Origin of the sequence: Variovorax sp. 160MFSha2.1 (assembly GCF_048305075.1) — a bacterium.
Taxonomy (GTDB): Bacteria; Pseudomonadota; Gammaproteobacteria; order Burkholderiales; family Burkholderiaceae_C; genus Variovorax; species Variovorax guangxiensis.
The window spans coordinates 2,745,878-2,770,487 of the sequence record NZ_CP157624.1 but is presented as its reverse complement, the minus strand read 5'-3'; the positions used below and the strand labels follow the sequence as shown (position 1 = coordinate 2,770,487).

Genomic DNA, 24,610 nt, shown 5'->3' with positions numbered 1-24,610 from the left:
GCGCTCGGGGCGTCAGGCGGCGGCGACGGCGCCCGCCTCTTCGAGCGCCTTGCGCAGTGCGCCTTCGTCCAGGTCTTCGCCGATGAACACCAGCCGCGTGCGCTGCCCCTCGCCGTCGCGCCAGCGGCGGTCGAAGTGGTGGTCGAAGCGGCGGCCCACGCCCTGCACCAGCAGGCGCATCGGCTTGCCCGGAACGGCGACGAAGCCCTTCACGCGGTAGATGGTGTGCTGCTCGACCAGCCTGCCGAGCACGGCCAGCAGGCTGTCGCGCTCGACGGGCGGCAGCTCGATCACGAGCGAGTCGAACTCGTCGTGGTCGTGGTCTTCCTCGTGGTCGTGGTGGCTTTCGCGCAGGTGGATGGTGGCCTCGGCCGCGCGGCCCTGGCCCAGCAGCAGCGCGAGCGGCAGCCGGCCTTCGCTGGCGGCGACGATCTTCACCTCGGGCGGAAGCTCTTCGCGCACCATCGCTTCGACCTTGGCGCGCGCCGCGTCGTCCATCAGGTCGGTCTTGTTGAGCACCACGAGGTCGGCGGCCGAGAGCTGGTCTTCGAACAGTTCGTGCAGCGGCGATTCGTGGTCGAGGTTGGGATCGGCGCGGCGGGCTTCGTCGACGGCCTGCGGGTTCTCGGCGAACTGGCCCGAGGCGGCGGCGGGGCCGTCGACCACGGTGACGACCGAATCCACGGTGAAGATGTTGGCGATGTCCGGCCACTGGAAGGCCTGCACCAGCGGCTTGGGCAACGCGAGGCCCGAGGTTTCGATGAGCACCGCGTCGAGCTCGCCGCGCCGCTCGGCCAGCTGCAGCATCACCGGCAGGAACTCTTCCTGCACGGTGCAGCAGACACAGCCGTTGGCCAGTTCGTAGAGCGCGCCTTCGCGCTCGTTGCCTTCATCGTCGCAGCCGATGCCGCAGCCGCGCAGGATCTCGCCGTCGATGCCCAACTCGCCGAACTCGTTGACGATCACCGCGATGCGGCGGCCCTCGGCGTTGCCGAGGATGTGGCGCAGCAGCGTGGTCTTGCCGCTGCCGAGGAAGCCCGTGATGATGGTGACGGGAATCTTGGCGTTGCTTGCTTGTGTCATGGGAGAAGGTCTTTCAGGCGCCGCCGGCGATGGCGGCGGCGCGATGGGTGGGCGGCACACAGGCGCCCGGGCAGGCACCGCGGCGCCCGCGGGGAAAGGAAGCGCGCGAGAAGCGCGGATCAGGCGCCGCCGTACAGGCGACGCTCGACGAGGGCGGTGCCCTGCAGCCGGCGCCATGCCTTGGCAGCAGCCAGCACGCCCAGGTCGACCAGCGGCTCGACCAGCACGACGGTCATGTAGGCAGCGCCGAAGCTGGCGATCTGGCTCATGTTCTCGATGCCGGTGCCGCGTCCGTACAGCGCCCAGAAGCCAACCCACACCACGATGCCGCCCTGGTACGCCACCGAGAGCTTGAAAGCCTCGCGGTAGCCGATGTCCACATAGGCCAGGTTCTCGGGAATGATGCGGCGCGCCAGCGCGGAAGTGGCGAACAGCGGCACCAGCAGTGTGGTGACGTTCATGCCGTACTGCGGAATGTCCTGCGGCTCGAAGAAGAGCCCCTGGATCAGCAGGCCGCCAGCCAGCCCGATGGCGGCGGGCGCGAGCCCGAACACCAGCAGCAGCGTGGTGCCCAGGATCAGGTGCACCTCCGACACGCCCACCGGGTGGTGCGGGAACACCTCGAAGAAGCAGAACACCAGCGCCACGGCGATGGCAGAGCGCAGCACCAGTGCGGCGGGCCCGTCCTTCATGAGCGTCTGGAACGCGACCTTGCCGGTGTAGGCAAGCGCGGCGGCTGCCGTCGCATAGCTGAGGAATATCTTGGATCCGTCGACTAGACCTGGTTCGATGTGCATCGAGCACCTCCTGAAATGCACCGCGGTGCGAAAGTTGATTGTTGGTGGATGGGCAAGCTCACGCAAGCCCCGCTCATGAACGCCGCAGCGCATGCCGCGCGCCCGGTACGGCCGCCGGCTTCGGCTTTCGCCGCAGCCGGCGCCAGCCGATCACGGCGCCGCTGGCCGAAGCCACCGCGCCGACGATGGAAAGCAGCCACACCACGAGATCCCAGGCCGGCCGGTACTGGATGAGCCAGGGAAAGTCGAGGCTGTGCGCCGCGTTGAAGAGCCAGCGGCGCAGGCGCGAGTTGCCGTCGTTGCTGCCGGCCACCTGGCCGCTGGCCGGGTCGATGTAGATCCAGCTGCGCGCCGGGTCGTCGAACTGCAGGCGCCACACGGGCACGATGCGCTCGCGGTGGTGGCCGTACCAGTGGAAGTCTTCTCGGGTCTGGAGCACGGCTTCGGTGATGTTCGAGCCGGGGCGCAGGCGGGCGGCGGCGCGCAGGATGTCTTCCCTGGCGATGGCGGCCGGCTCGCCCGAAACCGCATCGACCACGCGCGAGCGCGCCTTCGCGTCGCGCAGCTGCAGCAGCGGCCTGCCGTCGAACCACAGCAGCACGGCCTCGCGCGGCGCGTCGGCGCCCTCGCCCGCCGGCAGCGTTGCTGGCGGCCACGGGAACGGCGAGGTACCGGCGCCCGTGTAGCGGGCCATCGCCGCAGCATCTGCGCCTCCGCGCTGGAACCAGCCGTTGGGGTTCATCGACAGCCAGCCGCTGATGATCCAGGTCAGCACGAAGAAGCCGCCGACCAGCCCCGCGACGTGGTGCCAGGCCATCCAACCCTTGTAGGGCGTGACCGAGCCGTTGCGGAAGCGCCGCCGCAGGCGCACCCGCAGGATGCCGATGACGATGCCCGTCACGGCCGAGACGATGCAGGCCGCCGACAGCCACACCACCACGTCGTGCCACAGCGGCGGATCGGCGCGCAGCGGCGTGAAGTAGATCCAGTGCGGCACCGAGCCCAGCCAGTTCCAGAAGCGCTCGGAGCGCGTGGTGTCGCGCACCACCTCGCCGTTGCGCTGGGACACGTAGAGCTCGGTGCCCGCCGCGTCGCCCACTTCGATGCGGTGCAGCGGACGCAGCGGGTTCAGGCCCTGCGGCACGGTCCACTGGTCACGCTCCAGCGTCTCGGCCCAGCGGGCGCCGGCATCGCCGGAGAAGTCGCGCGCGATGGCCTCGGCCTGCGCGGCATCGACCGGGCCGGGCACGCGGCCGTCGCGCGCCGAGACTGTATGCCGGCCGCCGCGCGCATCGACGATGCGCCAGACGGGACCGGCGCCGGTTCCGCCCTGCATCTCCAGCAGCATGCGGCGCGGCGGCTGGGCGCGTGCCTCCTTCGGCAGCGCTTCGAGCGCGGCCGAGGGCGACACCGCCGCCTGTCCGAAGCGCAGCGGCGAGAGGCCCGCGAGGCGCTCCTCGTCCGTGAGGTTCGGATACCCCACGTACATCATCACCACGCCCGAGACGAACCACATGACGAACAGCAGGCAGCCGCCGATGCCCAGCCACCGGTGCGTCCAGTAGAGCCCGTGCCGGATGCGCGGCCAGGCGCGGCGCCATGCGGAGGTCATGCGTTCGTCCTGCCCGCGTTCGTCAGAAGTTGACCAGCGCCGACAGCTCGAAGGAGCGCGGGCGCCCCAGCAGCCACTGGTTGCCGCCGTTCGAGAACGACACCGGATAGCGCCGGTCGGCCAGGTTGTAGGCACGCAGCGCGAGCTTGAGCGATGGGTTCGCCTGCCAGCTCACGCCCGCGTCGGCCACGGTGTAGGAGCCGATCTTTCGCGAATTGGCCGAGTCGACCTGGCGCGGGCCCACGTAGCGCACACCGACATCGGCTTCCCACTGCGGCAGGAAGCGCCAGGTGAGCCAGAGGTTGGCGGCCTCCTCGGGCACGCCGGTGGGCGTGTTGCCCGCGCGCGAGACCAGCTTGCCGCCGACCACTTCGTTGAAGTCGTCGTAGCGCGCGCGCAGCTTGGCGACATTGGCCTCCAGCCGCAGCGTGGAGGTCAGAGCCAGGTCCAGCGTGGCCTCGATGCCTTCGGAAGACTGCTTGCCGACCTGTTGGGTGACGGTGGGGTCGATGGCGTCGCGCGAGAGCAGCTTGTTCTTCTCGATGCGGTAGGCCGCCACCGTCCAGGCACCGCGGTTGTCCGCGAGCTGGCGCTTGTAGCCGACCTCGACCTGCCTGCCGGTGCTGAGGTCGAAGGCCGCCTGCGAGGCCGAGGTGGTCACCAGCGAGCCCAGCGGATCGGCCGCGCGCGCCACCTGGGCGTAGAACGACTGCGAGGCGTCGGGCGCGTAGACCACGCCGAGGCGGCCGGTGGCGTACTCGAAGGTCTTGCCGAAGTTGTTGGCGGCGTTCTGCAGGTCGGTGCGCGCGATCTTCGCGTGGTCCCAACGCAGGCTGCCCACCAGCGACCACTGCTGGTTGAAGGCCAGCTTGTCCTCGGCGAAGAAGGCGTAGGTGCTGGTCCTGGTCTTGTAGCGCGGCGTGTAGGCCACCGGCGAGGCGTAGTAGCCGGGGCTGAAGACGAAAGGATCGACCACCGAACGGCCGCCGTAGGGCGAGTCGTTGATGTGCGTGAAGTCGATGCGGTTCACGTCGAAGCCCACCAGCACCTGGTTGGCGAGGCCGAACAGGCCATGCCTGAAGGTGGCGTCGGTGCGGTTGCCGATCTGCTCCTGGTCGTGGCCGATCTCCAGGTAGTCGCCGCGCGTCAGGCGCCGGGTGGTGGCGCTGTAGGTGTAGGTTTCGCTGTTGCGCCAGTGGCGCTTGCTCTCCAGGCGGTAGAGCTGGTTGCGCACCGTCACGGCGTCGCTGGGCGTCCACTGGGCGTCGAGGCGGGTCCACTTGTCGCGGTACTTGATCTCGGCGTCGTCCACGTTGTAGTTCTGGCGCAGGGTCTGGCTGCCGAGGCGGCCATCGATCAGCGGCACGCCGTAGTAGCGCTGCGGCGACTGGCGGCCCTCGTCGTGCGAGAGCGTGAACTGCAGCTGCGGCGACACGTCCAGCCGCACTGCGGCGCTCACGGCCAGGCTCTCGGCCTCGCCGCGCAGCATGAAGCCGTCGGTGTTGCGCTGGCTGATGTCGAAGCGGTACGAAAGCCGGTCGTTGATCGCCCCGCCGCTGCCGAAGGCCACCTGCCGCGTGGCGTCGGAGCCGAGCGTGACCAGCGCTTCATTGCGGATCGGCCCGCGCGCGGGCTTCTTCGGCACCACGTTGATCGCCCCGCCGATGGCGCCCTCGCCGTACATCACCGAGGCCGCGCCGCGCAGCACCTCGATGCGGTCGGCCGACCAGGTGTCGAAGGGAAAAGTGACGGTGCCGGCGCCCGCGTAGAGGCGCGTCCCGTCGAAGAGCTGCATCACCGAGCCGTGGCCGAGGAAGCCACGAGCTACCAGCGCGGTACCGCCATTGCCCGGACCGGGCGAGCCGGTGATGCCGGTGGCGCGGGTGACGGCGTCGATCACCGAGACGTCGCCACGCGCGCGGATGGTGTCGCCGGTCAGCACCTCGACGCTGGCCGGCGTCTCCAGCGGCGTGAGGCCGAGGCGGCTGCCGGTCTGCGTGGGCTCGTCGATGGCCAGCGGCGTGTGCCGCTCGGCGTCCACCTGGATGGGCTTGAGCGTCTGGCCGTCGGGCGTCTGCGCGAAGACCGCCGCACAGGGGCCCACGGCGAGCCCCCAACCCAGTGAAAGACTCGAAAGACCTGAAAACCGCGCCCAGCGTCGCAGCCGTTGTGGCGACGCTCTTCTGCGATCGCTCCCTCGCGACGCATGACCCATGAAACCTCTCCTCCAGCCTGCGTCCCCGCAGGCTCCTGACCGTTGAAGGACGTGGCGGAAGAGGCGAAAGGGCTGCGGCGGCCCGCGGCGGGCGCGGTAGGCGGCTGGCCCGGACACGCACTCCCGCAGCGTCCGAAGGCGGTTGCGAAGGCCGGTATCCGGGCTTGCGGAGTGCCACTGCGTGCTGTTGGATGCACGCAGTGGCGGAAGCCCTCGCCTTCCCACGCCCAAGCGCAGTGGCTGCCCGTGCCAATCGAGGAGGCACGAGCCCGAGGGGTTCCAGATCCGCTGACCGTTGCGGGGGCAGCGCAGGAATCGGCGCGTCCATCGATCTCCAGAGAGAACGACGGCGCGGCTCACCTGCTTCCCGTTTAACCCCGTCGCCGTCGATCAGATGGATGGCGTGCGGGGCACCTTCGAACCGTGTGGTCCGGAACGGCGAGTAACCAATGAAAACTGCCGCACCGGAACGGCGGGATTATAGGTAGCGCCCCTCGGGGGCCGGCCCCGAAGCCGGCCGCCAGGCTCAGGAGGCCGGCTTGCCGTCGGGCCCGAACAGCCGCCGCATCATGGCCACGCCCGCCACCAGCGCGTTCGAATAGGTGGCGTAGGGCTCGTGGGCAGCCTCCAGGGGCACGTAGACATGGGTGGTGTCGCCCGGAGAGCCCTCCACGGCCTCCATCAGCACCCAGTAGAACTCCCCCTCCTCCAGCTCGTGGACGGTGAGTGCGATGTTTCTGGGAGAAGGCATGGAGCGAGGATGGCGTTGCTTGCTGACTGCTGAATGAATTGAACAGGCCAGGAAGGCGGGCGGTTGACAGAGCTTTCGGGGTTCTCCTACAGAGGCCCCTGCGGGTGCGACCTAATGTTGTATCCAGGGACTTCCACAAGAACCAGGAGGCAGCATGAAGCACTTCACCCTTGAACCCCGCATGCGCTCGAGCATCGGCGGCGCCTTCTACCCCACCGGCTACTCGATGGTGATGTTCCCGAGCGCGGAAGATGCCGACCGCATCGGCCACCGGCTGATCGAAAAGGGCGTCAGCGGCGACGAGGTCTACCTGCTCCCCGCCGAGACCGTGCTCAGCGAGATCGTGCCCACGGTGAGGATCGCCGACGATCCGCTGCCGTCCGCCGGCACCGACGCGGCAACCGTGCGAGCCTACGCCAAGCTGGCGCGCGAGGGCCACACCGGGCTGCTGGTCAGGACCAAGGACGGCGCGGCGGCCGAGCAGATGATGGAGCTGGTGCGCACCGTGCCCTACTCCATCGCCCAGCGCTACCGCACGCTGGTGATAGAAGACCTCTGAACCGGGCCGCCCTGACCGGACTTCAGGCCGGCACCGCCATCGACACCGCGCGCTGGACCACGTCGCGGGCCATGGCCTGGGCCAGTTCGTGCTCGCCGAGGAACACGGTGGCGGAGGTTTCCTGCGTGAGCAGCCGGGCCTCCTGCTCGTTGTGGCTGCGAATCACCGTCTGGATCGCCGGATTGAGCGTGTGCGCGGTTTCCATCATCTGCCGCACGTTCATGGCGTCGGGCGTGGCCACCACCAGCACGCGGGCGCGTGCGATGTGCGCCTGGATCAGCACCGCCGGGTCGGCCGCATCGCCCCACACGGCCGGCGTGCCGGCCTCGCGCAGCTTCTCGACCAGTTCGCGGTTCTGCTCGGCCACCACGTAGGGAATGTCGTTGGCGTCGAGTTCGGCCGCGATGCGGCGCCCGACGCGCCCGTAACCCACCAGCACCACCTGCCGCGAGAGGTACCTGGCCTCGGTGGTCATGGGCAGCTCGGCCAGCGGGTCTTCACGCATCTCCAGCCCGCGCGCGAAGGAGGAATGGGCATGCAGCCATTTCTGCATCGGCGCGATCAGGCTGAACCACAGCGGATTGGTGGCGATGGAAATCAGCGCACCGGCAAGCACCAGGCTCTGCCCCTCCACCGGCAGCAGCCCCAGCGACACGCCCAGCCCGGCCAGGATGAACGAGAACTCGCCGATCTGCGCCAGGCTCGCGCTCACCGTGAGCGCCGTGCCCAGCGGGTAGCGGAACACCAGCACCAGCGCGCAGGCCGCCAGCGACTTGCCCAGCACGATCACCAGCACTACCGCCAGCACCTGCAGCGGTCGGTCGAGCAGCACCGAGGGGTCGAACAGCATGCCGACCGACACGAAGAACAGCACCGCGAAGGCGTCGCGCAGCGGCAGCGACTCCTGCGCCGCCCGGTGCGCGAACTGCGATTCGCGCATCACCATGCCGGCGAAGAAGGCGCCCAGCGCGAAGGACACGCCGAAGAGCGCCGCGGACGCGTAGGCGATGCTCACGGCCGCCGCCACCACGCACAGCGTGAACAGCTCGCGCGAGCCGGTGCGCGTGACCTGCCAGAGGATCCACGGGAACACCCGCCGCCCCACCACCAGCATCAGCGCGACGAAGCCGCCGACCTGCAGCAGCGTGAGGCCCAGGGTCTGCCACAGCGGGTCGGCAGTGCCTGCGCCACCCGCCGCGCCCCGGTCGCCGAGCGTGCCCGCCAGCGGCGGAAGCAGCACCAGTACCAGAACCATGGCGAGGTCTTCCACCACCAGCCAGCCGACCGCGATGCGGCCGGTGAATGAATCGAGGATGCCCAGGCTCTCGAGCGCGCGAAGCAGCACGACCGTGCTCGCCACCGACAGCGCCAGCCCGAACACCAGCGCCGCGCCAGGGCTCCAGCCCCACCACATGGCCAGCCCGCCGCCAAGGAGCGTGGCCACCACGATCTGCGCGAGCGCGCCTGGCAGTGCGATCTTGCGCACCGCCAGCAGGTCGTCGAGAGAGAAATGAAGGCCCACGCCGAACATCAGCAGCATCACGCCGATCTCGGCGAGCTGGGCCGCGATGCCCGCATCGGCCACGAAGCCCGGTGTGAAGGGCCCGATGATCACGCCCGCCAGCAGGTAGCCCACCAGCGCCGGCAAACGCAGCCTGGCCGCCAGGAAGCCGAGGATGAGCGCCAGCCCCAGGCCGGCGGCGATCGTGTTGATGAGGGAGACGCTGTGGGGCATCGCTGCATTTTGCAGGAACGATGCCCGGCCTTTTGTTTCAGGAGGCCATCCCGGCCGGCAATCTCAGCCAGCCATCTTGCTCGCCCGGGCCGCGTCCAGCGCCTCGGGCTCCTGCGCTTCCACCCAGCTCTCGTTGTTGAGTCCGGCCTGCAGCCGGTTCTCGTCGAGCTCGTTGGTCCACTTGGCGACCACGATGGTCGCGACGCCGTTGCCGATCAGGTTGGTCAGCGCGCGGGCTTCCGACATGAAGCGGTCGATGCCCAGAATGAGCGCCAGCCCCGCCACCGGCACGTGCCCCACCGCCGACAGCGTGGCCGCCAGCACGATGAAGCCGCTGCCCGTGACGCCCGCCGCCCCCTTCGAGGTCAACAGCAGCACGGCGAGCAGCGTGATCTCCTGCGTGAGCGTCATCGGCGTGTTGGTCGCCTGCGCGATGAACACCGCCGCCATCGTCAGGTAGATGGAAGTGCCGTCGAGGTTGAACGAATAGCCGGTCGGGATCACGAGGCCCACGCAGGTCTTGTTGGCGCCCAGGTTCTCCATCTTCTCCATCATGCGCGGCAGCACCGATTCGCTCGACGACGTGCCCAGCACGATCAGCAGCTCTTCCTTGATGTACTTGATGAACTTCCAGATGCTGAAGCCGTGGAATCGCGCAATGAGCCCCAATACCACGAAGATGAACAGCAGGCAGGTCAGGTAGAAGGTGCCCATCAACTTGCCCAGCGAGAACAGGCTGCCCAGCCCGTACTTGCCGATGGTGAAGGCCATGGCGCCGAAGGCGCCGATGGGCGCCAGCTTCATGATGTAGTTGACGATGCCGAAGAGCACGTGCGAGCCCTTCTCGATCACGTCGAACACCAGCGTGCCGCGCCCCCCGAAACGGTGCAGCGCGAAGCCGAACAGCACAGCGATGAGCAGCACCTGCAGGATCTCGCCCTTCGCGAAGGCATCCACGATGGTGTTCGGGATGATGTTCATGATGAAGTCGACCGTGCCGGTCATCTTGCCCGGGCCGGTGTAGGCCGCGATGCCCTTGGTGTCGAGCGTGCTCGGGTCGATGTTCATGCCCCCGCCGGGCTTGAGCACGTTCACCAGCACCAGGCCCACGATGAGCGCAATGGTGCTCACCACCTCGAAGTACAGCAGCGCCAGGCCGCCGGTCTTGCCGACCTTCTTCATGTCCTCCATGCCGGCGATGCCCACCACCACCGTGCAGAAGATGATCGGCGCGATGATCATCTTGATCAGCTTGATGAAGCCGTCGCCCAGCGGCTTCATCGCCTCGCCGGCCGCGGGATAGAAGTGGCCGAGCAGCACGCCGATGATCACGGCGGTGATCACCTGAACGTACAGGGAGCGGTAGAGCGGGAGCTTTCTGGCGGGAGTGCTTGTTGTGCTTTCCATGTTTGCCTCCGGAGGGTTGAAGAATGTAGGACGCGTATTCGTGGTTTTCTATCCGTGGAATCCGTATCGGTGAAAAAGAAAAGACCCGCCGAAGCGGGTCTGTCGATCAGGTGTAAGTCAGCATGCTTAATGCATGTGAAGACCGCCGTTGACCGAGAAGTCGGCGCCAGTGCTGTAGCCGCCTTCGTCCGTGGCCAGCCACGAGATGATGGAGGCGATTTCGCTGGGCTCGCCCAGGCGCTTGACCGGGATGGTGGCCACGATCTTGTCGAGCACTTCCTGGCGGATGGCCTTGACCATGTCGGTGCCGATGTAGCCCGGGCTCACGGTGTTGACCGTCACGCCCTTGTTGGCCAACTCCTGCGCCAGCGCCATGGTGAAGCCGTGCATGCCGGCCTTGGCCGCCGAGTAGTTGGTCTGGCCCGCCTGGCCCTTGGCGCCGTTGACCGAACTGATGTTGATGATGCGGCCCCAGCCCTTTTCCACCATGTCGCCCACCACCTGCTTGGTGACGTTGAACATGCTGTTGAGGTTGGTCTCGATCACCGCGCTCCAGTCCTCGGGCGTCATCTTGAGGAACATGCGGTCCCGCGTGATGCCGGCGTTGTTGACCAGCACGTCGATCGGGCCGTGCGCGGCCTTGGCGGCGGAGAAGGCTTCGACGGTGGATTGCCAGTCGCCGACATTGCCGACCGACGCATGGAACTCGAAGCCTGCGGCTTTCTGTTCGGCCAGCCACTTGGCGTAGTCGCGCGTGGGGCCGCAACCTGCGACCACGGTGAACCCGTCCTTGTAGAGACGCTGGCAGATGGCTGTTCCGATGCCACCCATGCCCCCGGTGACATATGCAACTTTCTTGCTCATGAGATTTCCTTTGTGTAATGGCAAAAGCCTGAACGGCCGCCTTCACTCTAGCGAGTTTCAAGCCATGGGCCCTCTCAGGAAAACACTGAGCCAGGCTTGCAACCAGCTGTCACGAAGCGGCCTCCGTGCTCAGCCTCTATCCTCTCATCCGTGCGTGTCAGCACGAGCCAATCACCCAAGGAGTTCCAAAGTATGAATTTCGGGATCATCGTCTTCCCCGACGTCGAGGAACTCGACTTCGTCGGCCCCTGGGAAATGCTCACCATGTGGAGCAAGCTCGCCGGCGGTCCGGAGCACTGCCTGATCGTGGCCGAGAAGCGCGAGCCGGTGGCCTGCGCCAAGGGCCTTTCGATCAACCCCCACGTTTCCTTCTCCGACTGCCCCCAGCTCGACTGCCTGCTCGTGCCCGGCGGCATGGGCACGCGCCGCGAGGTCGACAACGTCGTCATGACCCGCTTCCTCGCCGACCAGGCACCCGGATGCACCACGCTGATGTCCGTATGCACCGGCGCCTTCGTGCTCCACGCGGCCGGGCTGCTCTCGGGCAAGACCGCCACCACGCACTGGGGGTCGCTCGACCGCCTGCGCGCGCTGGGCGACGTGAACGTGGTGGAGCAGCGCTTCGTGCAGGACGGCAACGTCTGGACCTCGGCCGGGGTATCGGCCGGTACCGACCTGATGCTGGCCTACATCGCCCACACCGCGGGCGAGGAGGCCGCCGCCAAGGTGCAACTGCAGGCCGAGTACTACCCCGCGGACACCGTCTACGGAAGCACCGCGAGCCACGAGCGTGCGCCGGCCTACGTGAAGCGGCCCGGTCCGCGCTTCCAGGCCAAATGACCGCGCCCTCCCTGCCCGAATCCCTGCCCGATTCCTTGCCCGTGCTTGCGGCACGCGTCGGCGAAGCGCTGCGCGCGCGGGGCCAGACCGTGGCGGTGGTCGAGTCCTCGGCCGGCGGACTGGTCTCGGCCGCCCTGCTCGCCATCGCGGGCGCCTCGGCCTACTTCAAGGGCGGCGCGGTCGTCTATTCGAGGCGCGCCGGCCGCGCGCTGCTGAACCTGACCGCCGAAGACATGGCCGGCATGCGCGGCGAAACCGAGCCCTACGCCCGACTCGTCGCGGGCCGGGTGCGCGACACCCACCACTCGACCTGGGGCATCGCCGAGAGCGGCGCGGCCGGTCCCTCGCCCAGCCCCTACGGCGACGTGCCGGGGCGCGTGTGCCTCGCACTCGCCGGCCCGGTCACCGTGAGCCGCACCATCGAAACCGGCAATGCCGACCGGCCAGCGAACATGGATCTGTTCGCCCGGCACCTGCTCGCCCTGTTCGACGAGACGCTGCGGGCACAGGCCACCGACTGAAAAAGATCAGTCCGCCTGCACGCCCGCGGCGCGGATCACCTTGCCCCACTTGCCCACCTCCGCCGCGAGGTGCGTGCGCAGGCTCTCTGGCGTCTGCTTCTCCACCGGCACGATCTCGGAGCTGAGTTCGGCCAGGCGGTGCTTCACCATGTCGTCCTGCAGCGCCGCGCGCAGCGCGACGTTGAGCTTCTCGATCACCGCGGCCGGCGTGCCCTTGGGCGCATAGATGCCGTGCCACACCCGCACGTCGAAGCCCTTGAGCCCCTGCTCGTCCAGCGTCGGGATGTTCGGCATGCTCGACAGCCGCTGCGGCGTGGTCACGCCGAACACCTTCACGCGGTTGCCGTCCTTGATGACCGGCGCGGTCTGCGTGGTCTGGTCGCACAGCAGGTCGACCTGCCCGCCCATCAGGTCGTTGAGCGCCGGGCCCGCACCCTTGTAGGGCACGGTCGTGAGCTGCACACCGATCTGGTTCATGAACAGCAGCCCGCACAGTTGCGACACCGCGCCCACGCCCGCGTTGGCCAGGGTCACCTTGTCCTTGTTGGCCTTCACGTAGGCCAGCAGCTCCTGGTAGTTGTTGGCGGGAAAGTCCTTGCGCGACAGCAGCGTCATCGGCACGTCCAGCACCTGGCCGACGTACTCGAAGTCCTTCAGCGGGTCGTAGTTGAGCTTCTTGTAGAGCGCGGGCGCGGTGGCCATGCCCATGTGGTGGATCAGGATGGTGTAGCCGTTGGGCGCCGCCTTGGCCACCCGCGTGGGCGCGATGGTGCCGCCCGCGCCCACGGTGTTCTCGACGATCACCGGCTGGCCCAGCGACTTGCCCATGGGAATGGCCAGCATGCGCGCCACCACGTCTGTGGGGCCGCCGGCCGAGTACGGCACGACCATCGTCACCGGCTTGTCGGGCCATGCGGCCTGCGCCGATGCCGGCGCCTGGAAGGCCAGCAGGCATGCGCCCGCCGAGGCGGCGATCAGGGTCCTGAATTTCCAGTCTTTCTTCGTTGCTCTCGTCACTTGCTTGTCTCCTTTATGGGTTGTTTGCTCAGGGGTGTCTCAGGGTTGCTGTTCTTCGAGCGCGAGCAGGCGTTCGGCCAGCCGCACCACCGGCGCGTCGACCATGCGCCCGTCGAGGCTGACCACGCCGCCGCCGGCCGCGCGTATGGCCTCGACCACGCGGCGGGCCCATGCCAGCTCCTGCGCCGTGGGGCCGAGCGCGGCGTGCACAGGCGCGACCTGGTCGGGGTAGATGCACAGCTTGGCGCCGAAGCCGCCGCGCCGGGCGCGCGCGGTGTCGGCTGCCAGCCGCGCGGCGTCGCGCCAGTCGGGCGTCACGCCGTCGATGGGTGCTGGCAGTCCGGCGCGGCGCGAGGCCAGCAGCAGCGCGAGGCGCACCGGCACCAGCTCGGCTTCGTCGGCGTCGCAGGCCAGGCCCAGGTCGGCCTGGAAATCCAGGTTGCCGAAGGCCAGGCGCAGCACCTGCGGGCCGGCGGCGAGTTCGTCGACGGCGGCGAGGCCGGCGGCCGATTCGATCAGCGGCACCAGCGCGGCCGACGGGCCAGCCGCCTCGGCCAGCCGCGAGAGATCGGCTGCGCGCTCCGCCTTGGGCAGCACGATGCCGGCGATCAGTCCCTGCGCGGCGAGCGCTCCGATCTGCGCGCAATCGTCGTCATGCCACGGCGTACCGGCCGCGTTGATGCGCACCAGCAGCCGTCGCCGGTCTTCGGTGGGCAGCGCGGCGAACGAGGCCGCGAGCTGCTCGCGGGCCTGCACCTTGCGCTCGGGCGCCACGGCGTCCTCCAGGTCGACGATCACGCCGCCCGCCCCCGTGGCCAGCGCGCGCGCATGGCGCTCGGGCCGGTCAGCGGGTACGAAGAGAAAGGCGCGCGCCAGCGAAAGCGGCGGCGCGCTCACACCGCCCCCGCCTCGCGCAGCGCCACGATCTCCGCCTCGCCGCGCCCGAGGCTGCGCAGGATGGCGTCGGTGTGCTCGCCGACCGCAGGGATCGGGTCCATGCGGTAGTCGAACGCGCTCTGGCGCCCCGCCGGCAGCAGGGCCGGAATGTCTCCGGCCGGCGAGCCCACCTGCCGCCAACGCTCGCGCGCCTGCAGTTGCGGATGAGCCCAGAGGCCGGCCATGTCGTTCATGCGGGCGTTGGCGATCTGCGCGGTGTCGAGCCGCTCCAGCACCTGCGCCGTGCTCAGCGCGCCGAAGGTCTCCACGATGATCGAGCGCAGCGCCTCGCGGTTCTCGTTGCGGCGCGCGTTGCTGTCGAAACGGGGGTCGGCGGCCAGCCCGGCCTGCAGCAGCACCTTCTCGCAGAAGACTCGCCACTCGCGCTCGTTCTGCAGGCCCAGCATCACGGTGCCGCCGTCGCCGGCGGGGAACGGGCCGTAGGGGTAGATGGTCGCGTGCGAGGCGGCGCTGCGCGGCGGCGGCGGTGCGCCGTCGTAGGCGTAGTACATCGGGTAGCCCATCCACTCGGCCAGCGACTCGAGCATCGACACGTCGATGTGCGAGCCCTTGCCCGTCTTGCCGCGCTGGAGCAGCGCCGCGAGGATGCCGGTGTAGGCATACATGCCGGCCGCGATGTCGGCGATGGAATTGCCCGACTTGCAGGGCTCCTCGGGCGTGCCCGTCACCGAAAGAAAGCCCGCCTCGCTCTGGATCAGCAGGTCGTAGGCCTTCTTGTCGCGGTACGGGCCGTCCTCGCCGTAGCCAGAGATGTCGCAGACGATGAGCCTCGGGTGCTTTTCCTGCAGCGCCTGCGCGCCCAGCCCCATGCGCGCGGCCGCGCCGGGCGCGAGGTTCTGCACCAGCACATCGGCGTCGGCCAGCAGCTCCTGCAGCACCGCGAGCGCGGCGGGCTGCTTGAGGTCGAGCGTGAGGCTCTCCTTCGAGCGGTTGACCCACACGAAATGCGAGGCCTCGCCGCCCACGCGGGCGTCGTAGGCGCGGGCGAAGTCGCCCGCCCCGGGGCGCTCCACCTTGATGACGCGTGCGCCGAGGTCGGCGAGCTGGCGGGTGCAGAACGGCGCGGCGATCGCGTGCTCGAGCGAGATGACGGTGATGCCGTCCAGGGGTCTTGTCATGTGTTCGTTCCTCCGCTCAGGCCAGCACGGCCGTGGCCTGCATCGTGAGCCAGCCGTCGGCGTCCTCGCCCCACAGGCTGAATGTCTTTGCGTCGGCCTCGGGTTTGCCGTGCACGCGGAACGGCGCGATGTCGAAGGTCGGGCGCACCGCGCGGAACTCGAAGCGCGCCAGCTGCGCGCCCGGCACGTTGCGGCGCAGCAGGTCGACCAGCAGCGTCGCGATCAGCGGGCCATGCACGATCAGGCCCGGGTAGCCCTCGACCTGCGTGACGTAGCGGCGGTCGTAGTGGATGCGGTGGCCGTTGAAGGTGAGCGCCGAATAGCGGAAGAGCAGCACGTCGTCGGGCACGATGTCGCGGCTGAAGGCGGCGTCCTTCGGTGCGGGCGTGGGCGGCGGGCCGGCCTCGCCAGGTTGCGCAGCGGCGCGGTAGACGATGTCGTGCTCCTCGGTAAGCGCGAGGCCGCGTTCGTTGCGCACCTCGTGGCGCACCAGCACGAACACCAGCTCGCCGGTTCGACCCGCCTTGTGCGTGACCGAGACGATGCGCGAGGTGCGCTCCGCCCTGTCGCCCACCTGCAGCGGATTGCCCGGCTCCCACGCAAGCCGCCCGCCCGCCCACATGCGGCGCGGCAGCGGCACGGGCGGCAGGAAGCCGCCGCGCTTCGCGTGGCCGTCCTCGCCGATCTCCGACTGGCGGTGGTGCGGCAGGAAGTAGAGCCAGTGCCACAGCTCGGGCAGGCGCGTGCCGGCCTGCGGCAGCGGATCGTCACGGTCGAGCGTGGCGGAGAGCGCGCGCACGGGCGCGGCGGTGATGTCGTCGGCCAGCGTTTCGCTGCGGCCTTGCCAGGCCTGCAGCTTCGCCAGCGCTTCGCTGTCGATGGTGGGAGATGGAGTCTGCGCGTCGTTGCTCATGGATTCCTTCGTCGATTCCTGCGTCGTTCAGTCGACCGCGGCACCGGAGGCCTTGACGATCCGCGCCCACTTGGCAAGGTCGTCGTGCAGCAGCGCCGAGAACTGTTCGGGGGTGGTCGGCGCGGCGATCTCCACGCCCTGCTGGTCGAGCTTGTCGCGCAGGTCCTTCGAGGCCAGCGCCTTGCGCGTGGCGTCCTGCAGCGTGGCGAGCACATCGGGCGGCACGCCCGCGGGGGCGAACAGGCCGATCCACAGCGTGCCGTTGTAGCCGGGCACGGCCTCGGCGATGGTGGGCACGTCGGGCAGCACGGGCGAGCGTTTTTCGCCGCTCACGGCCAGCGCGCGCAGCTTGCCGGCCTTGATGTGCGGCAGCGCCGAAGGCAGGCTCGCGAACACGATGGGCAACTGGCCGCCCAGCACGTCGTTGAGCGCCGGCGCCACGCCCTTGTAGGGCACGTGCTGCATCGAGATGCCGGCCATGCTGTTGAGCATTTCGCCCAGCAGGTGGTTGAGCGTGCCGTTGCCGGCCGAGGCGTACTGGTAGTTCGCGCCCTTCGCCCGCGCGAGCTTCAGGAGCTCGGCGAGGTTTTTCGCCGGAAACGAGGGGTTGACCAGCAGCACGTTGGGCACCGCGCCGACGAGGCCCACGGGCTTGAAATCCTTCTCGGGATCGAAGCCCGGGTTCTTGTAGAGCGCCGGGTTGATGGCCTGGCTGCTGCTGATGGTCATGAGCAGCGTGTAGCCGTCCTTCGGACCCTTGGCCACCAACTGCGTGCCGATGTTGCCGCCCGCACCGGGACGGTTGTCGACCACCACGCTGGCGTTGTTCATCACCTCGCCGAGCTTCTGGCCCACGAGGCGGCCGACGATGTCGTTGGTGCCGCCGGCGGCCTGCGGCACGACCAGCGTGACGGGGCGCGAGGGATAGCTTTGCGCGAGCGCGGGGCCCGCCGGAAGCACGAACGCGGCTGCCAGCGACAGCAGCGCCCATGTGCGGAATTTCGTGTGTCTTGTCGTCTCCATGGCCCGCATCGTCGGCCGCCCCACCCTCGTGCGCAATCTGCGATTTCGGAACCCAGCCTTCTGCAATGCCGAAGGCTGGTGGCATGCCGGCGCCTACCATCACTGCATGCTTTTCGACCTCACCGACCTCCGGCTCTTCGTCGCCACGGCCGAGCTCGGCAACCTGACGCGAGCGGCCGAGCGCCAGCACCTGTCGCTGGCGGCGGCCAGCGCTCGCATCAAGGCGCTGGAAACCCAGGCCGGCCTGCAACTGCTGCAGCGCGAGGCCCGGGGCGTGCGGCTGCTGCCGCCAGGGGAAGCCTTTCTGCATCACGCCCGACTCGTGCTGCACCAGACGGAGCAGCTGCGCGCCGACCTGCTCGAATACGGCGGCGGCCTGCGCGGCCACCTGCGCGTGTTCGCCAACACCACGGCGGTGACGGACTTCCTGCCCGAGATCCTGCCGGGCTTTCTGGCGCGCAACCCGCGCATCAACGTCGACCTTCAGGAAAAACCGAATGCTCAGATCCCTCGCGGCGTGCTCGACGGCCGCGCCGACATCGGCATCGTCGCGGGCCGCGTCGACACGCTGGGGCTGGAAGCCATCCACTTCAGCACCGACCGGCTGGTGCTCGCCACCTCGCGCAAGCACCGCTTCGCCAGGCGCAAGAAGATCTCCTTCGCCGAGACGCTCGACGAAGACGCCATCGGCATGCAGCAAGGCAGCACGCTGCAGACTTTCCTCTCGCAGATCACCGACAACCTGGGCAAGCGGCAGAAGCTGCGCATCCAGCTCGGCAGCTTCGACGCCATGTGCCGGATGATCGGCAACGGCGTGGGCATCGGCGTCGTGCCCGAGTCGGCCGCCCGGCGCAACCAGGAAAGCATGCAGCTCGCGCTGATCGACCTCGACGACGCCTGGTGCGTGCGGGAGCGCTACCTGCTCGTGCGCGACCGCGCGGCGCTGCCGATCTACGCGCAGGCGCTGGTCGACACGCTATGCCGGCATTACGCAGAACAGCAGGCAGCGCCTGAAAGCTGACGACGGCATCGAAAAAACAGCAACTTGCGCGCGATTGCTGAGCAACTCGCTCCCGTCCCCATTTTCTGTGGGCAACTTTGGGGGTAACTCATGAGGAGCCTTGTAAAACGAATGCAAGTCATTGTTTTACAAGGGTATTCCTTAGTTTGCTCAAATTTTGGGCGGTGAACAACCTTGGTCGCCAAAACCGCGTCGCCAAGCCCTCGAAGCGCCTCCGACTCCTGTTTTTCACGGTTTTCCGTGAGCGAAAAACGCTATCGGATCAGCCACTTGCAGCCGGAATGTGGAAAAGCCAGCTTCTTCCCCACTTTCAGTGCACAACTTTGGGGATAACTGATGAGGAGCGTTGTAAAAGCAACGTAAGTTGTTGTTTTGCAAAGGGATTAGTTAATCTGCCCAAAATTTGGGCGGTGAACAAGATGTCCTTCGGGACTCGCCGCGAGCCCTGCCGGCGATCAGTAAGGCGGCGCCTTGCGCGCCCGCTGCGCGCGTGCCGCCTCGGTCCACCACGCGAGGTCGTCCGCAAACCGGCCGAATGAGCGCTGCAGCGACTCGCCCGCGGGCCCCGTCGGCTTGCCGGCGGCATCCAGCGTCTGCGAGATCGGCCCGACGGCGAGGGTGCTCGACACCACGACCATGCCCATCTCCGAGAGGATCGAATGCCACACCGTGCCCGAGCGCACGCCGGAGAAGCGCCCCGCCGAATAGCTCGCGATGGCCGCGGGGCGCCAGAACCACTCTTCCAGGAAATGGTCCGTGAGGTTCTTCAGGCCCGGTTGCGGGCCCCAGTTGTATTCGCCGGTGACGAAGATGAAGGCGTCAGCCGTGCGGATCTTCTCGGCCAGCGCCTCCATCGCGGCGGGCGCGCTGCCCTTCGGATATTCCTTGTACATGCGGTCGAGCATGGGCAGGTCGACCGCCTTCGCGTCGATCAGCTCCGCGTCGGCGCCGCGCTCGCGCAGGCCGGCGACGATGAAGTCGGCCAGGCGCACGCCCATGCGGTCGGAGCGGTAGGAGCCGTAGAACACCAGGATCTTGTCGCTCATCGTCTGTGCTCCTTTGCGTCGGTGTGCAGTGGCTCGCTCAGGTCGGAGCCTGCAGCTTGTCCTGCGTGCGGGTGTCGAAGTCTGCCGCGTCGTGCCGCTCGTGCAGCTGGCTCGTCGGCTGGCCCCAGGTGCGGTTGACTATGCGGCCGCGCTGCACCGCCGGGCGCTGGGCGATCTCGTCGGTCCAGCGCAGCACATTTTTGTATCCGCTCACCTGCAGGAACTCGCCCGCCTCGTAGAGCTGCCCCTTGGCCAGCGTGCCGTACCAGGGCCAGACGGCCATGTCTGCAATGGTGTATTCGTCGCCCGCGAGATAGCGGCTTTCAGCCAGGCGGCGGTCGAGCACGTCGAGCTGGCGCTTGGTCTCCATCGCGAAGCGGTCGATGGCGTATTCGATCTTCGTGGGCGCGTAGGCAAAGAAATGCCCGAAGCCACCGCCCAGGTACGGCGCGCTGCCCATCTGCCAGAAGAGCCACGACAGGCACTCGGCCCGCGCCGCCCGCTCGGTCGGCAGGAAGGCGTTGCCGAACTTCTCGGCCAGGTACTGCAGGATCGCGCCCGACTCGAACACGCGGATCGGCTTGTCGCCGCTGCGGTCCATGAGCGCGGGAATCTTCGAATTCGGGTTCACCGCCACGAAGCCGCTGCCGAACTGGTCGCCGTCGTTGATGCGGATCAGCCAGGCGTCGTACTCGGCGCCCGCATGGCCCAGCGCCAGCAGTTCCTCGAGCATCACCGTCACTTTCACGCCGTTGGGCGTGGCGAGCGAATAGAGTTGCAGCGGATGCTTGCCTACGGGCAGCTCCTTCTCGTGCGTCGCGCCCGCGATGGGACGATTGATGTTCGCGAAGCGGCCGCCGCTTTCCTTGTTCCATGACCAGACGGTGGGCGGCGTGTAGGCTGTCGTGCCATTCATGCGATGAGTTCCTGGAGTTGAACCGACGATGATCATTCTCTACGACTGCGCCACCGCCCCCAGCCCGCGGCGCGCGCGCATCCTGCTTGCCGAGAAGGGCATTGCGCACGAGACCGTGCAGGTCGACCTGGTCCGTGGTGAGCAGATGGGCGAGGCCTACCGCGCGATCAATCCGCAGTGCACCGTGCCTGCCCTGCGCACCGACGACGAAGACGGCCTGCTGCTGACCGACAACGCCGCCATCGCGGCCTGGGTGGAAGCCCGATACCCGCAGCCGCCGCTGATGGGCATCACCCCACGGGAAAAAGCCGAGATCGCCAGCTGGAATTGGCGCATCGAATTCGAAGGCCTGCTCGCCATCGCCGAGACGCTGCGCAACAGCTCACCCGCGATGGCCGACCGCGCACTGCCCGGCCCGGTCAACTACGCGCAGATTCCCGAACTCGCCCAACGCGGGCTCGCACGCGTCCAGCATTTCTTCGACACGCTGAACGAACGGCTGGCCGGCCGCGATTTCATCGCCACCGACCGCTTCAGCATTGCCGACATCACCGCCGTGGTGGCGGTGGACTTCGCCCGCGTGGTGCGGGTCAAACCCGGGGAGCAGCACCCCGAGCTGCTGCGCTGGCGTGCGGCTATGGCACAGCGGCCGTCGATGGCGATGGCGCGCTGAAGTCGAAGGGCCAAGGGTCTATCTGGATGGGGTGCAATATCTTGACCGGACCAGGCTGCCGCCGCTCCTCGAGCGATAGATCCTCCGAGTAGTCGGCAAAGAGCGTGCCGCAATCATCGGCCAGGAACGGGACGCCGCGCTGCCAGATGATGCTCCAGTACGGGCTCTTGGTCGGGCCGTGATGACTTCCATCGCAGATGGTTGAACAGTCGAGCTTCACGCAAAGCTCCCCTGCCAACCGAAGCCCCAACTCGTACTGCTGCGACTCCTGACCGCCAACAACCCATCCGTTGATGACAAAAGGGAACTCGCTGGGATTCGGGTCGATGCTGAGTGCAATCTCGGCATCGAACGTGGGATCGGCAAGATCGCCCCACCACACTCGTGCACCAGGTGCATGACGTGCAAGCGCCTGCCCAATGACCTCGCGCGTTGGCTCCCTGGAAAGGCCGACCCACATGAGTGGTTACGATGAAAGATCGAATGGGACGCGCCCACCTTTCGGCAAGCACGTCCCCTGCACGCCGATCAGCGTTCGATGGTCAGCGCCACGCCCATGCCCCCTCCGATGCACAGCGAGGCGATGCCCTTCTTGGCGTTGCGGCGCTGCATTTCGTGCAGCAGCGTCACCAGGATGCGGCAGCCCGATGCGCCGATGGGGTGGCCGATGGCGATGGCGCCGCCGTTGACGTTCACCTTGTTGATGTCCCAGCCCATTTCCTTGTTCACGGCACAGGCCTGGGCAGCGAAGGCTTCGTTGATCTCGAGCAGGTCGAGGTCGGCGGCCTTCCAGCCGGCGCGCTGCAGCGCCTTGGTCGACGCGGGCACGGGGCCCATGCCCATGATGGCCGGGTCGAGGCCGGCGGTGGCGTAGCTGGCGATGCGGCCCAGCGGCTTCAGGCCGAGGGCAGCGGCCTTCTTCGCCGTCATGACCATCACGGCTGCCGCGCCGTCGTTCAGGCCCGAGGCGTTGCCCGCCGTCACGCCGCCGGCCTTGTCGAAGGCGGGACGCAGGCCGGCCAAGCCTTCGGCGCTGGTCTTGCGGTTGATGAACTCGTCGGTGTCGAAGACGACCGGGTCGCCCTTCTTCTGCGGAATGCTCACGCCGACGATCTCGTCCTTGAACTTGCCGGCGTCCTGCGCGGCGGCGGCCTTGGTCTGGCTGCCCAGCGCCAGCTCATCTTGAGCGGAGCGGTCGATGCCGTACTTCTTGGCCACGTTCTCGGCGGTGATGCCCATGTGGTACTGGTTGTAGACGTCCCACAGGCCGTCGACGATCATGGTGTCGACCATCTTCCAGTCGCCCATGCGCTGGCCGTTGCGCGAGTTGGGCAGCACGTGCGGCGCGGCGCTCATGTTCTCCTGGCCGCCGGCAATGACGATCTCGCTGTCGCCCGTGGCCACGGCCTGGGCCGCCAGCATCACGGCCTTCAGGCCCGAGCCGCACACGGCGTTGATGGTGAGCGCCGGCGTTTCCTTGGCGCCGCCGCTCTTCAGCCACGCCTGGCGCGCGGGGTTCTGGCCCGCGCCGGCCGCCAGCACCTGGCCCATGATGGCCTCGCCGATCTGGTCGGCCGTGAGGTTGGCGCGCGCAATCACTTCCTTGATGACGGCTGCGCCGAGCTCGGTGGCCGGAATGCCGGCGAGCGAGCCGCCGAACTTGCCGACTGCCGTGCGGGCTGCCGAAACGATGACGATGTCTTCCATGAGGTTCTCCGTTGAAGTGATTTGAAACTCTGCTGCTACGGCCTTGCCGTGCCGAACTCCGTCAGGCCTTGGCCTTGACGTAGCGTCCGGGTGCCGGCTCGATGGCCTTGTAGGCCTTGCCGTTGCCGTACGCCTTGGGCGCGGGAACCTGTTTGCCCGCATGCCCCTTGAGCCATTGTGCCCAGTCGGTCCACCAGCTGCCCGGGTGCTCCTGCGCGCCGGCCAGCCATTCGGCCTGGGTCTTGGGAAACTTGCCGTCCTCGCGGATCCAGTGGCTGCGCTTCTTCTTGGCGGGCGGGTTGATCACCCCGGCGATGTGGCCCGAGGCGCCCATCACGAAGCGCTTCTTGCCGGGCAGCAGCTGCGTGGATGCATACGCACCGCCGATCGGCACGATGTGGTCCTCGCGCGAGCCGTAGATGTAGGCCGGGATGTCGATGCGGCCCAGGTCGATCTTCTCGCCGCACACCGTGAGCGCGTTGGGCTTGGCCAGCTTGTTCTCGTGGTACGTGTTGCGCAGGTACCAGGCGTAGAACGGGCCCGGCAGATTGGTGGCGTCGCTGTTCCAGTACAGCAGGTCGAAAGGCGGCGGGGTCTCGCCCTTGAGGTAGTTGCCGACCACGTAGTTCCACACAAGGTCGTTGGGCCGCAGGAAGCTGAAGGTCGAGGCCAGGTCGCCACCGGGCAGCAGGCCGCCGTTGCCCAGCTGCATCTCGCGGTACTGCACCATCTGCTCGTCCACGAAGATGTCGAGGATGCCTGTGTCGCTGAAGTCGAGGAAGGTAGTGAGAAGCGTGACCGAGGCGGCCGGCTTCTCGCCGCGCGCCGCGAGCACGGCCAGCGCGGTGCTCAGGATGGTGCCGCCCACGCAGAACCCCAGCGCATTGATCTGCTTGCTCCCGCTGATCTCCTGCACCGTGTGGATCGCCTTGATGGCGGCGTTCTCGATGTAGTCGTCCCAGGTGGCCTTGCCCATCGACTCGTCGGGGTTGCGCCAGCTCACCACGAACACGCGGTGGCCCTGCTCGTTCGCATAGCGGATCAGCGAGTTCTCGGGCTGCAGGTCGAGGATGTAGAACTTGTTGATGCAAGGCGGCACCAGCAGGAAGGGCCGCTCGTACACCTTGGGCGTGAGGGGCTTGTATTCGAGCAGCTGGAAGAACTCGTTCTCGAACACCACGGCACCCTCGGTGGTGGCCACGTTGCGCCCCACTTCGAAGGCGCTCTCGTCGGTCATGCTGAGGTGGCCCTGCCTGACGTCATGCAGCAGGTTCTGGATGCCCTTGGCGATGCTCTCGCCCTGGGTATCGATGGCCTTCTTCTGCGCCTCGGCATTGAAGGCCAGCGAGTTGCTGGGGGCCGAGGCGGCCATCCATTGCTCGACCGCGAAGCGCAGCCGCGCCTTGGTCTTCTGGTCGGCATCGATGGCCTCGGCCATGCTCAGCATGGTGCGGCCGTTGAGCAGGTACACGGCCGCCGAAAAAGCCGACAGCGGATTGCGGCCCCAGGCGTCGCCCGCGAAGCGCTTGTCGCCCTCGGGCTTGGCACCGAAGCCCTGGCGCCAGAGTTCGGTGGCCTCGGCGAGGTATTGCTGCTGGATGGACTGGAGTTTTTCGGGATCGATGGAGAAACGCGGCAGCTCGGGCATCTTCATGCCCTGCGGCAACTCCCATAGCGGCGTGCCGCCGACGTTGAAGGCCGAAGCCCCTTGCGCGGCGGACTGCTGGAACGATTCCAGCGCCTTGCTCCATCCCTCTGAAAGAGCCTGCTGGAAGGGCGCGAACGCATCGGCACCCGTTGCTTGTTGCTTCATCATCTCTCCTGGTCCTCGCCTG

At 68.0% G+C, this 24,610-nt stretch carries 23 protein-coding genes and 1 riboswitch; of the genes, 5 read left to right on the top strand and 18 right to left on the bottom strand.

Translation table 11 applies throughout. From position 1 onward, the window contains the following. Nucleotides 1-12 precede the first annotated feature (12 nt). The 5 genes from cobW to ABL838_RS12385 all read right to left on the bottom strand — a co-directional run bounded on the left by cobW (nt 13) and on the right by ABL838_RS12385 (nt 6,458). Nucleotides 13-1,083 (bottom strand): cobalamin biosynthesis protein CobW, encoded by a 1,071-nt coding sequence (gene cobW / locus ABL838_RS12405; protein WP_418125499.1) that lies wholly within the window; start codon nt 1,081-1,083, stop codon nt 13-15. 119 nt (nt 1,084-1,202) lie between these two features. Next, complete coding sequence (locus tag ABL838_RS12400) at nt 1,203-1,880, bottom strand: energy-coupling factor ABC transporter permease (RefSeq protein WP_369658539.1); 678 nt, start codon at nt 1,878-1,880, stop codon at nt 1,203-1,205. Between the two features lie 73 nt (nt 1,881-1,953). Continuing rightward, nucleotides 1,954-3,492 carry a PepSY domain-containing protein gene (locus tag ABL838_RS12395; protein ID WP_418125498.1) on the bottom strand — a complete coding sequence of 513 codons (1,539 nt, stop codon included), beginning with the start codon at nt 3,490-3,492 and terminating at the stop codon, nt 1,954-1,956. A 22-nt stretch (nt 3,493-3,514) separates the two neighbouring features. Beyond that, nucleotides 3,515-5,596: a TonB-dependent receptor gene (locus ABL838_RS12390; RefSeq protein WP_418125497.1), complete on the bottom strand. Its 2,082-nt coding sequence runs from the start codon at nt 5,594-5,596 to the stop codon at nt 3,515-3,517. 242 nt (nt 5,597-5,838) lie between these two features. Further along, nucleotides 5,839-6,140, bottom strand: a riboswitch (cobalamin riboswitch). A gap of 93 nt (nt 6,141-6,233) precedes the next feature. Beyond that, on the bottom strand, nt 6,234-6,458 hold the full coding sequence (locus tag ABL838_RS12385; protein WP_126018574.1) for a hypothetical protein: 225 nt from the start codon (nt 6,456-6,458) through the stop codon (nt 6,234-6,236). Between the two features lie 154 nt (nt 6,459-6,612). On the opposite strand from ABL838_RS12385, the gene ABL838_RS12380 reads away from it, so the two are divergent. Further along, nucleotides 6,613-7,017, top strand: a complete 405-nt coding sequence (locus ABL838_RS12380) for a hypothetical protein (protein WP_126018572.1) — start codon at nt 6,613-6,615, stop codon at nt 7,015-7,017. Nucleotides 7,018-7,039: 22 nt separating this feature from the next. Here ABL838_RS12380 and ybaL read toward each other — a convergent pair whose 3' ends face one another. The 3 genes from ybaL to phbB form a co-directional block, all read right to left on the bottom strand. Then, a complete protein-coding gene (gene ybaL, locus ABL838_RS12375; protein WP_126018570.1) occupies nt 7,040-8,752 on the bottom strand; it encodes a YbaL family putative K(+) efflux transporter in 1,713 nt (570 codons plus the stop codon). A gap of 63 nt (nt 8,753-8,815) precedes the next feature. Further along, the gene (locus ABL838_RS12370; protein WP_369658542.1) at nt 8,816-10,159 is read right to left on the bottom strand and encodes a dicarboxylate/amino acid:cation symporter; all 1,344 of its coding nucleotides are present in this window, start codon (nt 10,157-10,159) and stop codon (nt 8,816-8,818) included. Between the two features lie 126 nt (nt 10,160-10,285). Next, on the bottom strand, nt 10,286-11,023 hold the full coding sequence (phbB, locus tag ABL838_RS12365) for an acetoacetyl-CoA reductase (protein WP_093201910.1): 738 nt from the start codon (nt 11,021-11,023) through the stop codon (nt 10,286-10,288). Between the two features lie 192 nt (nt 11,024-11,215). Between phbB and ABL838_RS12360 the strand changes: the two genes are divergently transcribed. Then, entirely contained in the window at nt 11,216-11,863 is a 648-nt protein-coding gene (locus tag ABL838_RS12360; protein ID WP_184641946.1) for a DJ-1/PfpI family protein, read from the top strand. After that, nucleotides 11,860-12,384: a CinA family protein gene (locus tag ABL838_RS12355; RefSeq protein WP_184641945.1), complete on the top strand. Its 525-nt coding sequence runs from the start codon at nt 11,860-11,862 to the stop codon at nt 12,382-12,384. Before ABL838_RS12360 ends, ABL838_RS12355 begins: the two co-directional genes overlap by 4 nt. Before the next feature lie 6 nt (nt 12,385-12,390). Here ABL838_RS12355 and ABL838_RS12350 read toward each other — a convergent pair whose 3' ends face one another. From ABL838_RS12350 to ABL838_RS12330, 5 genes are read right to left on the bottom strand one after another with little or no spacing between them, the layout of a single operon-like run. Further along, complete coding sequence (locus ABL838_RS12350; protein WP_184641944.1) at nt 12,391-13,401, bottom strand: tripartite tricarboxylate transporter substrate-binding protein; 1,011 nt, start codon at nt 13,399-13,401, stop codon at nt 12,391-12,393. Between the two features lie 39 nt (nt 13,402-13,440). Beyond that, nucleotides 13,441-14,298: an HpcH/HpaI aldolase/citrate lyase family protein gene (locus ABL838_RS12345; RefSeq protein WP_418125496.1), complete on the bottom strand. Its 858-nt coding sequence runs from the start codon at nt 14,296-14,298 to the stop codon at nt 13,441-13,443. Further along, nucleotides 14,295-15,476: a CaiB/BaiF CoA transferase family protein gene (locus tag ABL838_RS12340; RefSeq protein ID WP_418125495.1), complete on the bottom strand. Its 1,182-nt coding sequence runs from the start codon at nt 15,474-15,476 to the stop codon at nt 14,295-14,297. Before ABL838_RS12340 ends, ABL838_RS12345 begins: the two co-directional genes overlap by 4 nt. 16 nt (nt 15,477-15,492) lie before the next feature. Beyond that, the gene (locus ABL838_RS12335; RefSeq protein ID WP_418125494.1) at nt 15,493-16,389 is read right to left on the bottom strand and encodes an FAS1-like dehydratase domain-containing protein; all 897 of its coding nucleotides are present in this window, start codon (nt 16,387-16,389) and stop codon (nt 15,493-15,495) included. Nucleotides 16,390-16,416: 27 nt separating this feature from the next. After that, nucleotides 16,417-17,412, bottom strand: coding sequence for a Bug family tripartite tricarboxylate transporter substrate binding protein (locus tag ABL838_RS12330; RefSeq protein ID WP_418125493.1), 996 nt, complete (start codon nt 17,410-17,412; stop codon nt 16,417-16,419). A gap of 106 nt (nt 17,413-17,518) precedes the next feature. Here ABL838_RS12330 and ABL838_RS12325 point away from each other — a divergent pair, with 106 nt between their 5' ends. Further along, a complete protein-coding gene (locus ABL838_RS12325) occupies nt 17,519-18,433 on the top strand; it encodes a LysR family transcriptional regulator (protein WP_126018551.1) in 915 nt (304 codons plus the stop codon). 455 nt (nt 18,434-18,888) lie between these two features. Here ABL838_RS12325 and ABL838_RS12320 read toward each other — a convergent pair whose 3' ends face one another. Both ABL838_RS12320 and yghU read right to left on the bottom strand, forming a co-directional pair. After that, nucleotides 18,889-19,479: an NADPH-dependent FMN reductase gene (locus ABL838_RS12320; RefSeq protein WP_418125492.1), complete on the bottom strand. Its 591-nt coding sequence runs from the start codon at nt 19,477-19,479 to the stop codon at nt 18,889-18,891. A 37-nt stretch (nt 19,480-19,516) separates the two neighbouring features. After that, on the bottom strand, nt 19,517-20,395 hold the full coding sequence (yghU, locus tag ABL838_RS12315) for a glutathione-dependent disulfide-bond oxidoreductase (RefSeq protein WP_418125491.1): 879 nt from the start codon (nt 20,393-20,395) through the stop codon (nt 19,517-19,519). A gap of 28 nt (nt 20,396-20,423) precedes the next feature. Between yghU and ABL838_RS12310 the strand changes: the two genes are divergently transcribed. Beyond that, nucleotides 20,424-21,068: a glutathione S-transferase family protein gene (locus tag ABL838_RS12310; protein ID WP_418125490.1), complete on the top strand. Its 645-nt coding sequence runs from the start codon at nt 20,424-20,426 to the stop codon at nt 21,066-21,068. Here ABL838_RS12310 and ABL838_RS12305 read toward each other — a convergent pair. From ABL838_RS12305 to phaC, 3 genes are all read right to left on the bottom strand, one after another. Continuing rightward, a complete protein-coding gene (locus tag ABL838_RS12305) occupies nt 21,031-21,528 on the bottom strand; it encodes a hypothetical protein (RefSeq protein WP_418125488.1) in 498 nt (165 codons plus the stop codon). The genes ABL838_RS12310 and ABL838_RS12305 overlap by 38 nt on opposite strands. Before the next feature lie 68 nt (nt 21,529-21,596). Continuing rightward, nucleotides 21,597-22,775, bottom strand: a complete 1,179-nt coding sequence (locus ABL838_RS12300; RefSeq protein ID WP_126018543.1) for an acetyl-CoA C-acetyltransferase — start codon at nt 22,773-22,775, stop codon at nt 21,597-21,599. Nucleotides 22,776-22,836: 61 nt separating this feature from the next. Continuing rightward, nucleotides 22,837-24,588 carry a class I poly(R)-hydroxyalkanoic acid synthase gene (gene phaC / locus ABL838_RS12295; protein WP_418125486.1) on the bottom strand — a complete coding sequence of 584 codons (1,752 nt, stop codon included), beginning with the start codon at nt 24,586-24,588 and terminating at the stop codon, nt 22,837-22,839. Nucleotides 24,589-24,610: the final 22 nt, after the last annotated feature.

Coding starts and splice junctions, on each gene's coding strand:
- ABL838_RS12325 (WP_126018551.1), top strand. CDS start 17,519: ATGCTTTTCGACCTCACCGACCTCCGGCTCTTCGTCGCCACGGCCGAG.
- ABL838_RS12395 (WP_418125498.1), bottom strand. CDS start 3,492: ATGACCTCCGCATGGCGCCGCGCCTGGCCGCGCATCCGGCACGGGCTC.
- ABL838_RS12340 (WP_418125495.1), bottom strand. CDS start 15,476: ATGACAAGACCCCTGGACGGCATCACCGTCATCTCGCTCGAGCACGCG.
- phbB (WP_093201910.1), bottom strand. CDS start 11,023: ATGAGCAAGAAAGTTGCATATGTCACCGGGGGCATGGGTGGCATCGGA.
- ABL838_RS12310 (WP_418125490.1), top strand. CDS start 20,424: ATGATCATTCTCTACGACTGCGCCACCGCCCCCAGCCCGCGGCGCGCG.
- ABL838_RS12305 (WP_418125488.1), bottom strand. CDS start 21,528: ATGTGGGTCGGCCTTTCCAGGGAGCCAACGCGCGAGGTCATTGGGCAG.
- ABL838_RS12385 (WP_126018574.1), bottom strand. CDS start 6,458: ATGCCTTCTCCCAGAAACATCGCACTCACCGTCCACGAGCTGGAGGAG.
- ABL838_RS12355 (WP_184641945.1), top strand. CDS start 11,860: ATGACCGCGCCCTCCCTGCCCGAATCCCTGCCCGATTCCTTGCCCGTG.
- ABL838_RS12320 (WP_418125492.1), bottom strand. CDS start 19,479: ATGAGCGACAAGATCCTGGTGTTCTACGGCTCCTACCGCTCCGACCGC.
- ABL838_RS12400 (WP_369658539.1), bottom strand. CDS start 1,880: ATGCACATCGAACCAGGTCTAGTCGACGGATCCAAGATATTCCTCAGC.
- ybaL (WP_126018570.1), bottom strand. CDS start 8,752: ATGCCCCACAGCGTCTCCCTCATCAACACGATCGCCGCCGGCCTGGGG.
- ABL838_RS12370 (WP_369658542.1), bottom strand. CDS start 10,159: ATGGAAAGCACAACAAGCACTCCCGCCAGAAAGCTCCCGCTCTACCGC.
- yghU (WP_418125491.1), bottom strand. CDS start 20,395: ATGAATGGCACGACAGCCTACACGCCGCCCACCGTCTGGTCATGGAAC.
- ABL838_RS12330 (WP_418125493.1), bottom strand. CDS start 17,412: ATGGAGACGACAAGACACACGAAATTCCGCACATGGGCGCTGCTGTCG.
- ABL838_RS12300 (WP_126018543.1), bottom strand. CDS start 22,775: ATGGAAGACATCGTCATCGTTTCGGCAGCCCGCACGGCAGTCGGCAAG.
- ABL838_RS12335 (WP_418125494.1), bottom strand. CDS start 16,389: ATGAGCAACGACGCGCAGACTCCATCTCCCACCATCGACAGCGAAGCG.
- ABL838_RS12360 (WP_184641946.1), top strand. CDS start 11,216: ATGAATTTCGGGATCATCGTCTTCCCCGACGTCGAGGAACTCGACTTC.
- ABL838_RS12380 (WP_126018572.1), top strand. CDS start 6,613: ATGAAGCACTTCACCCTTGAACCCCGCATGCGCTCGAGCATCGGCGGC.
- cobW (WP_418125499.1), bottom strand. CDS start 1,083: ATGACACAAGCAAGCAACGCCAAGATTCCCGTCACCATCATCACGGGC.
- phaC (WP_418125486.1), bottom strand. CDS start 24,588: ATGAAGCAACAAGCAACGGGTGCCGATGCGTTCGCGCCCTTCCAGCAG.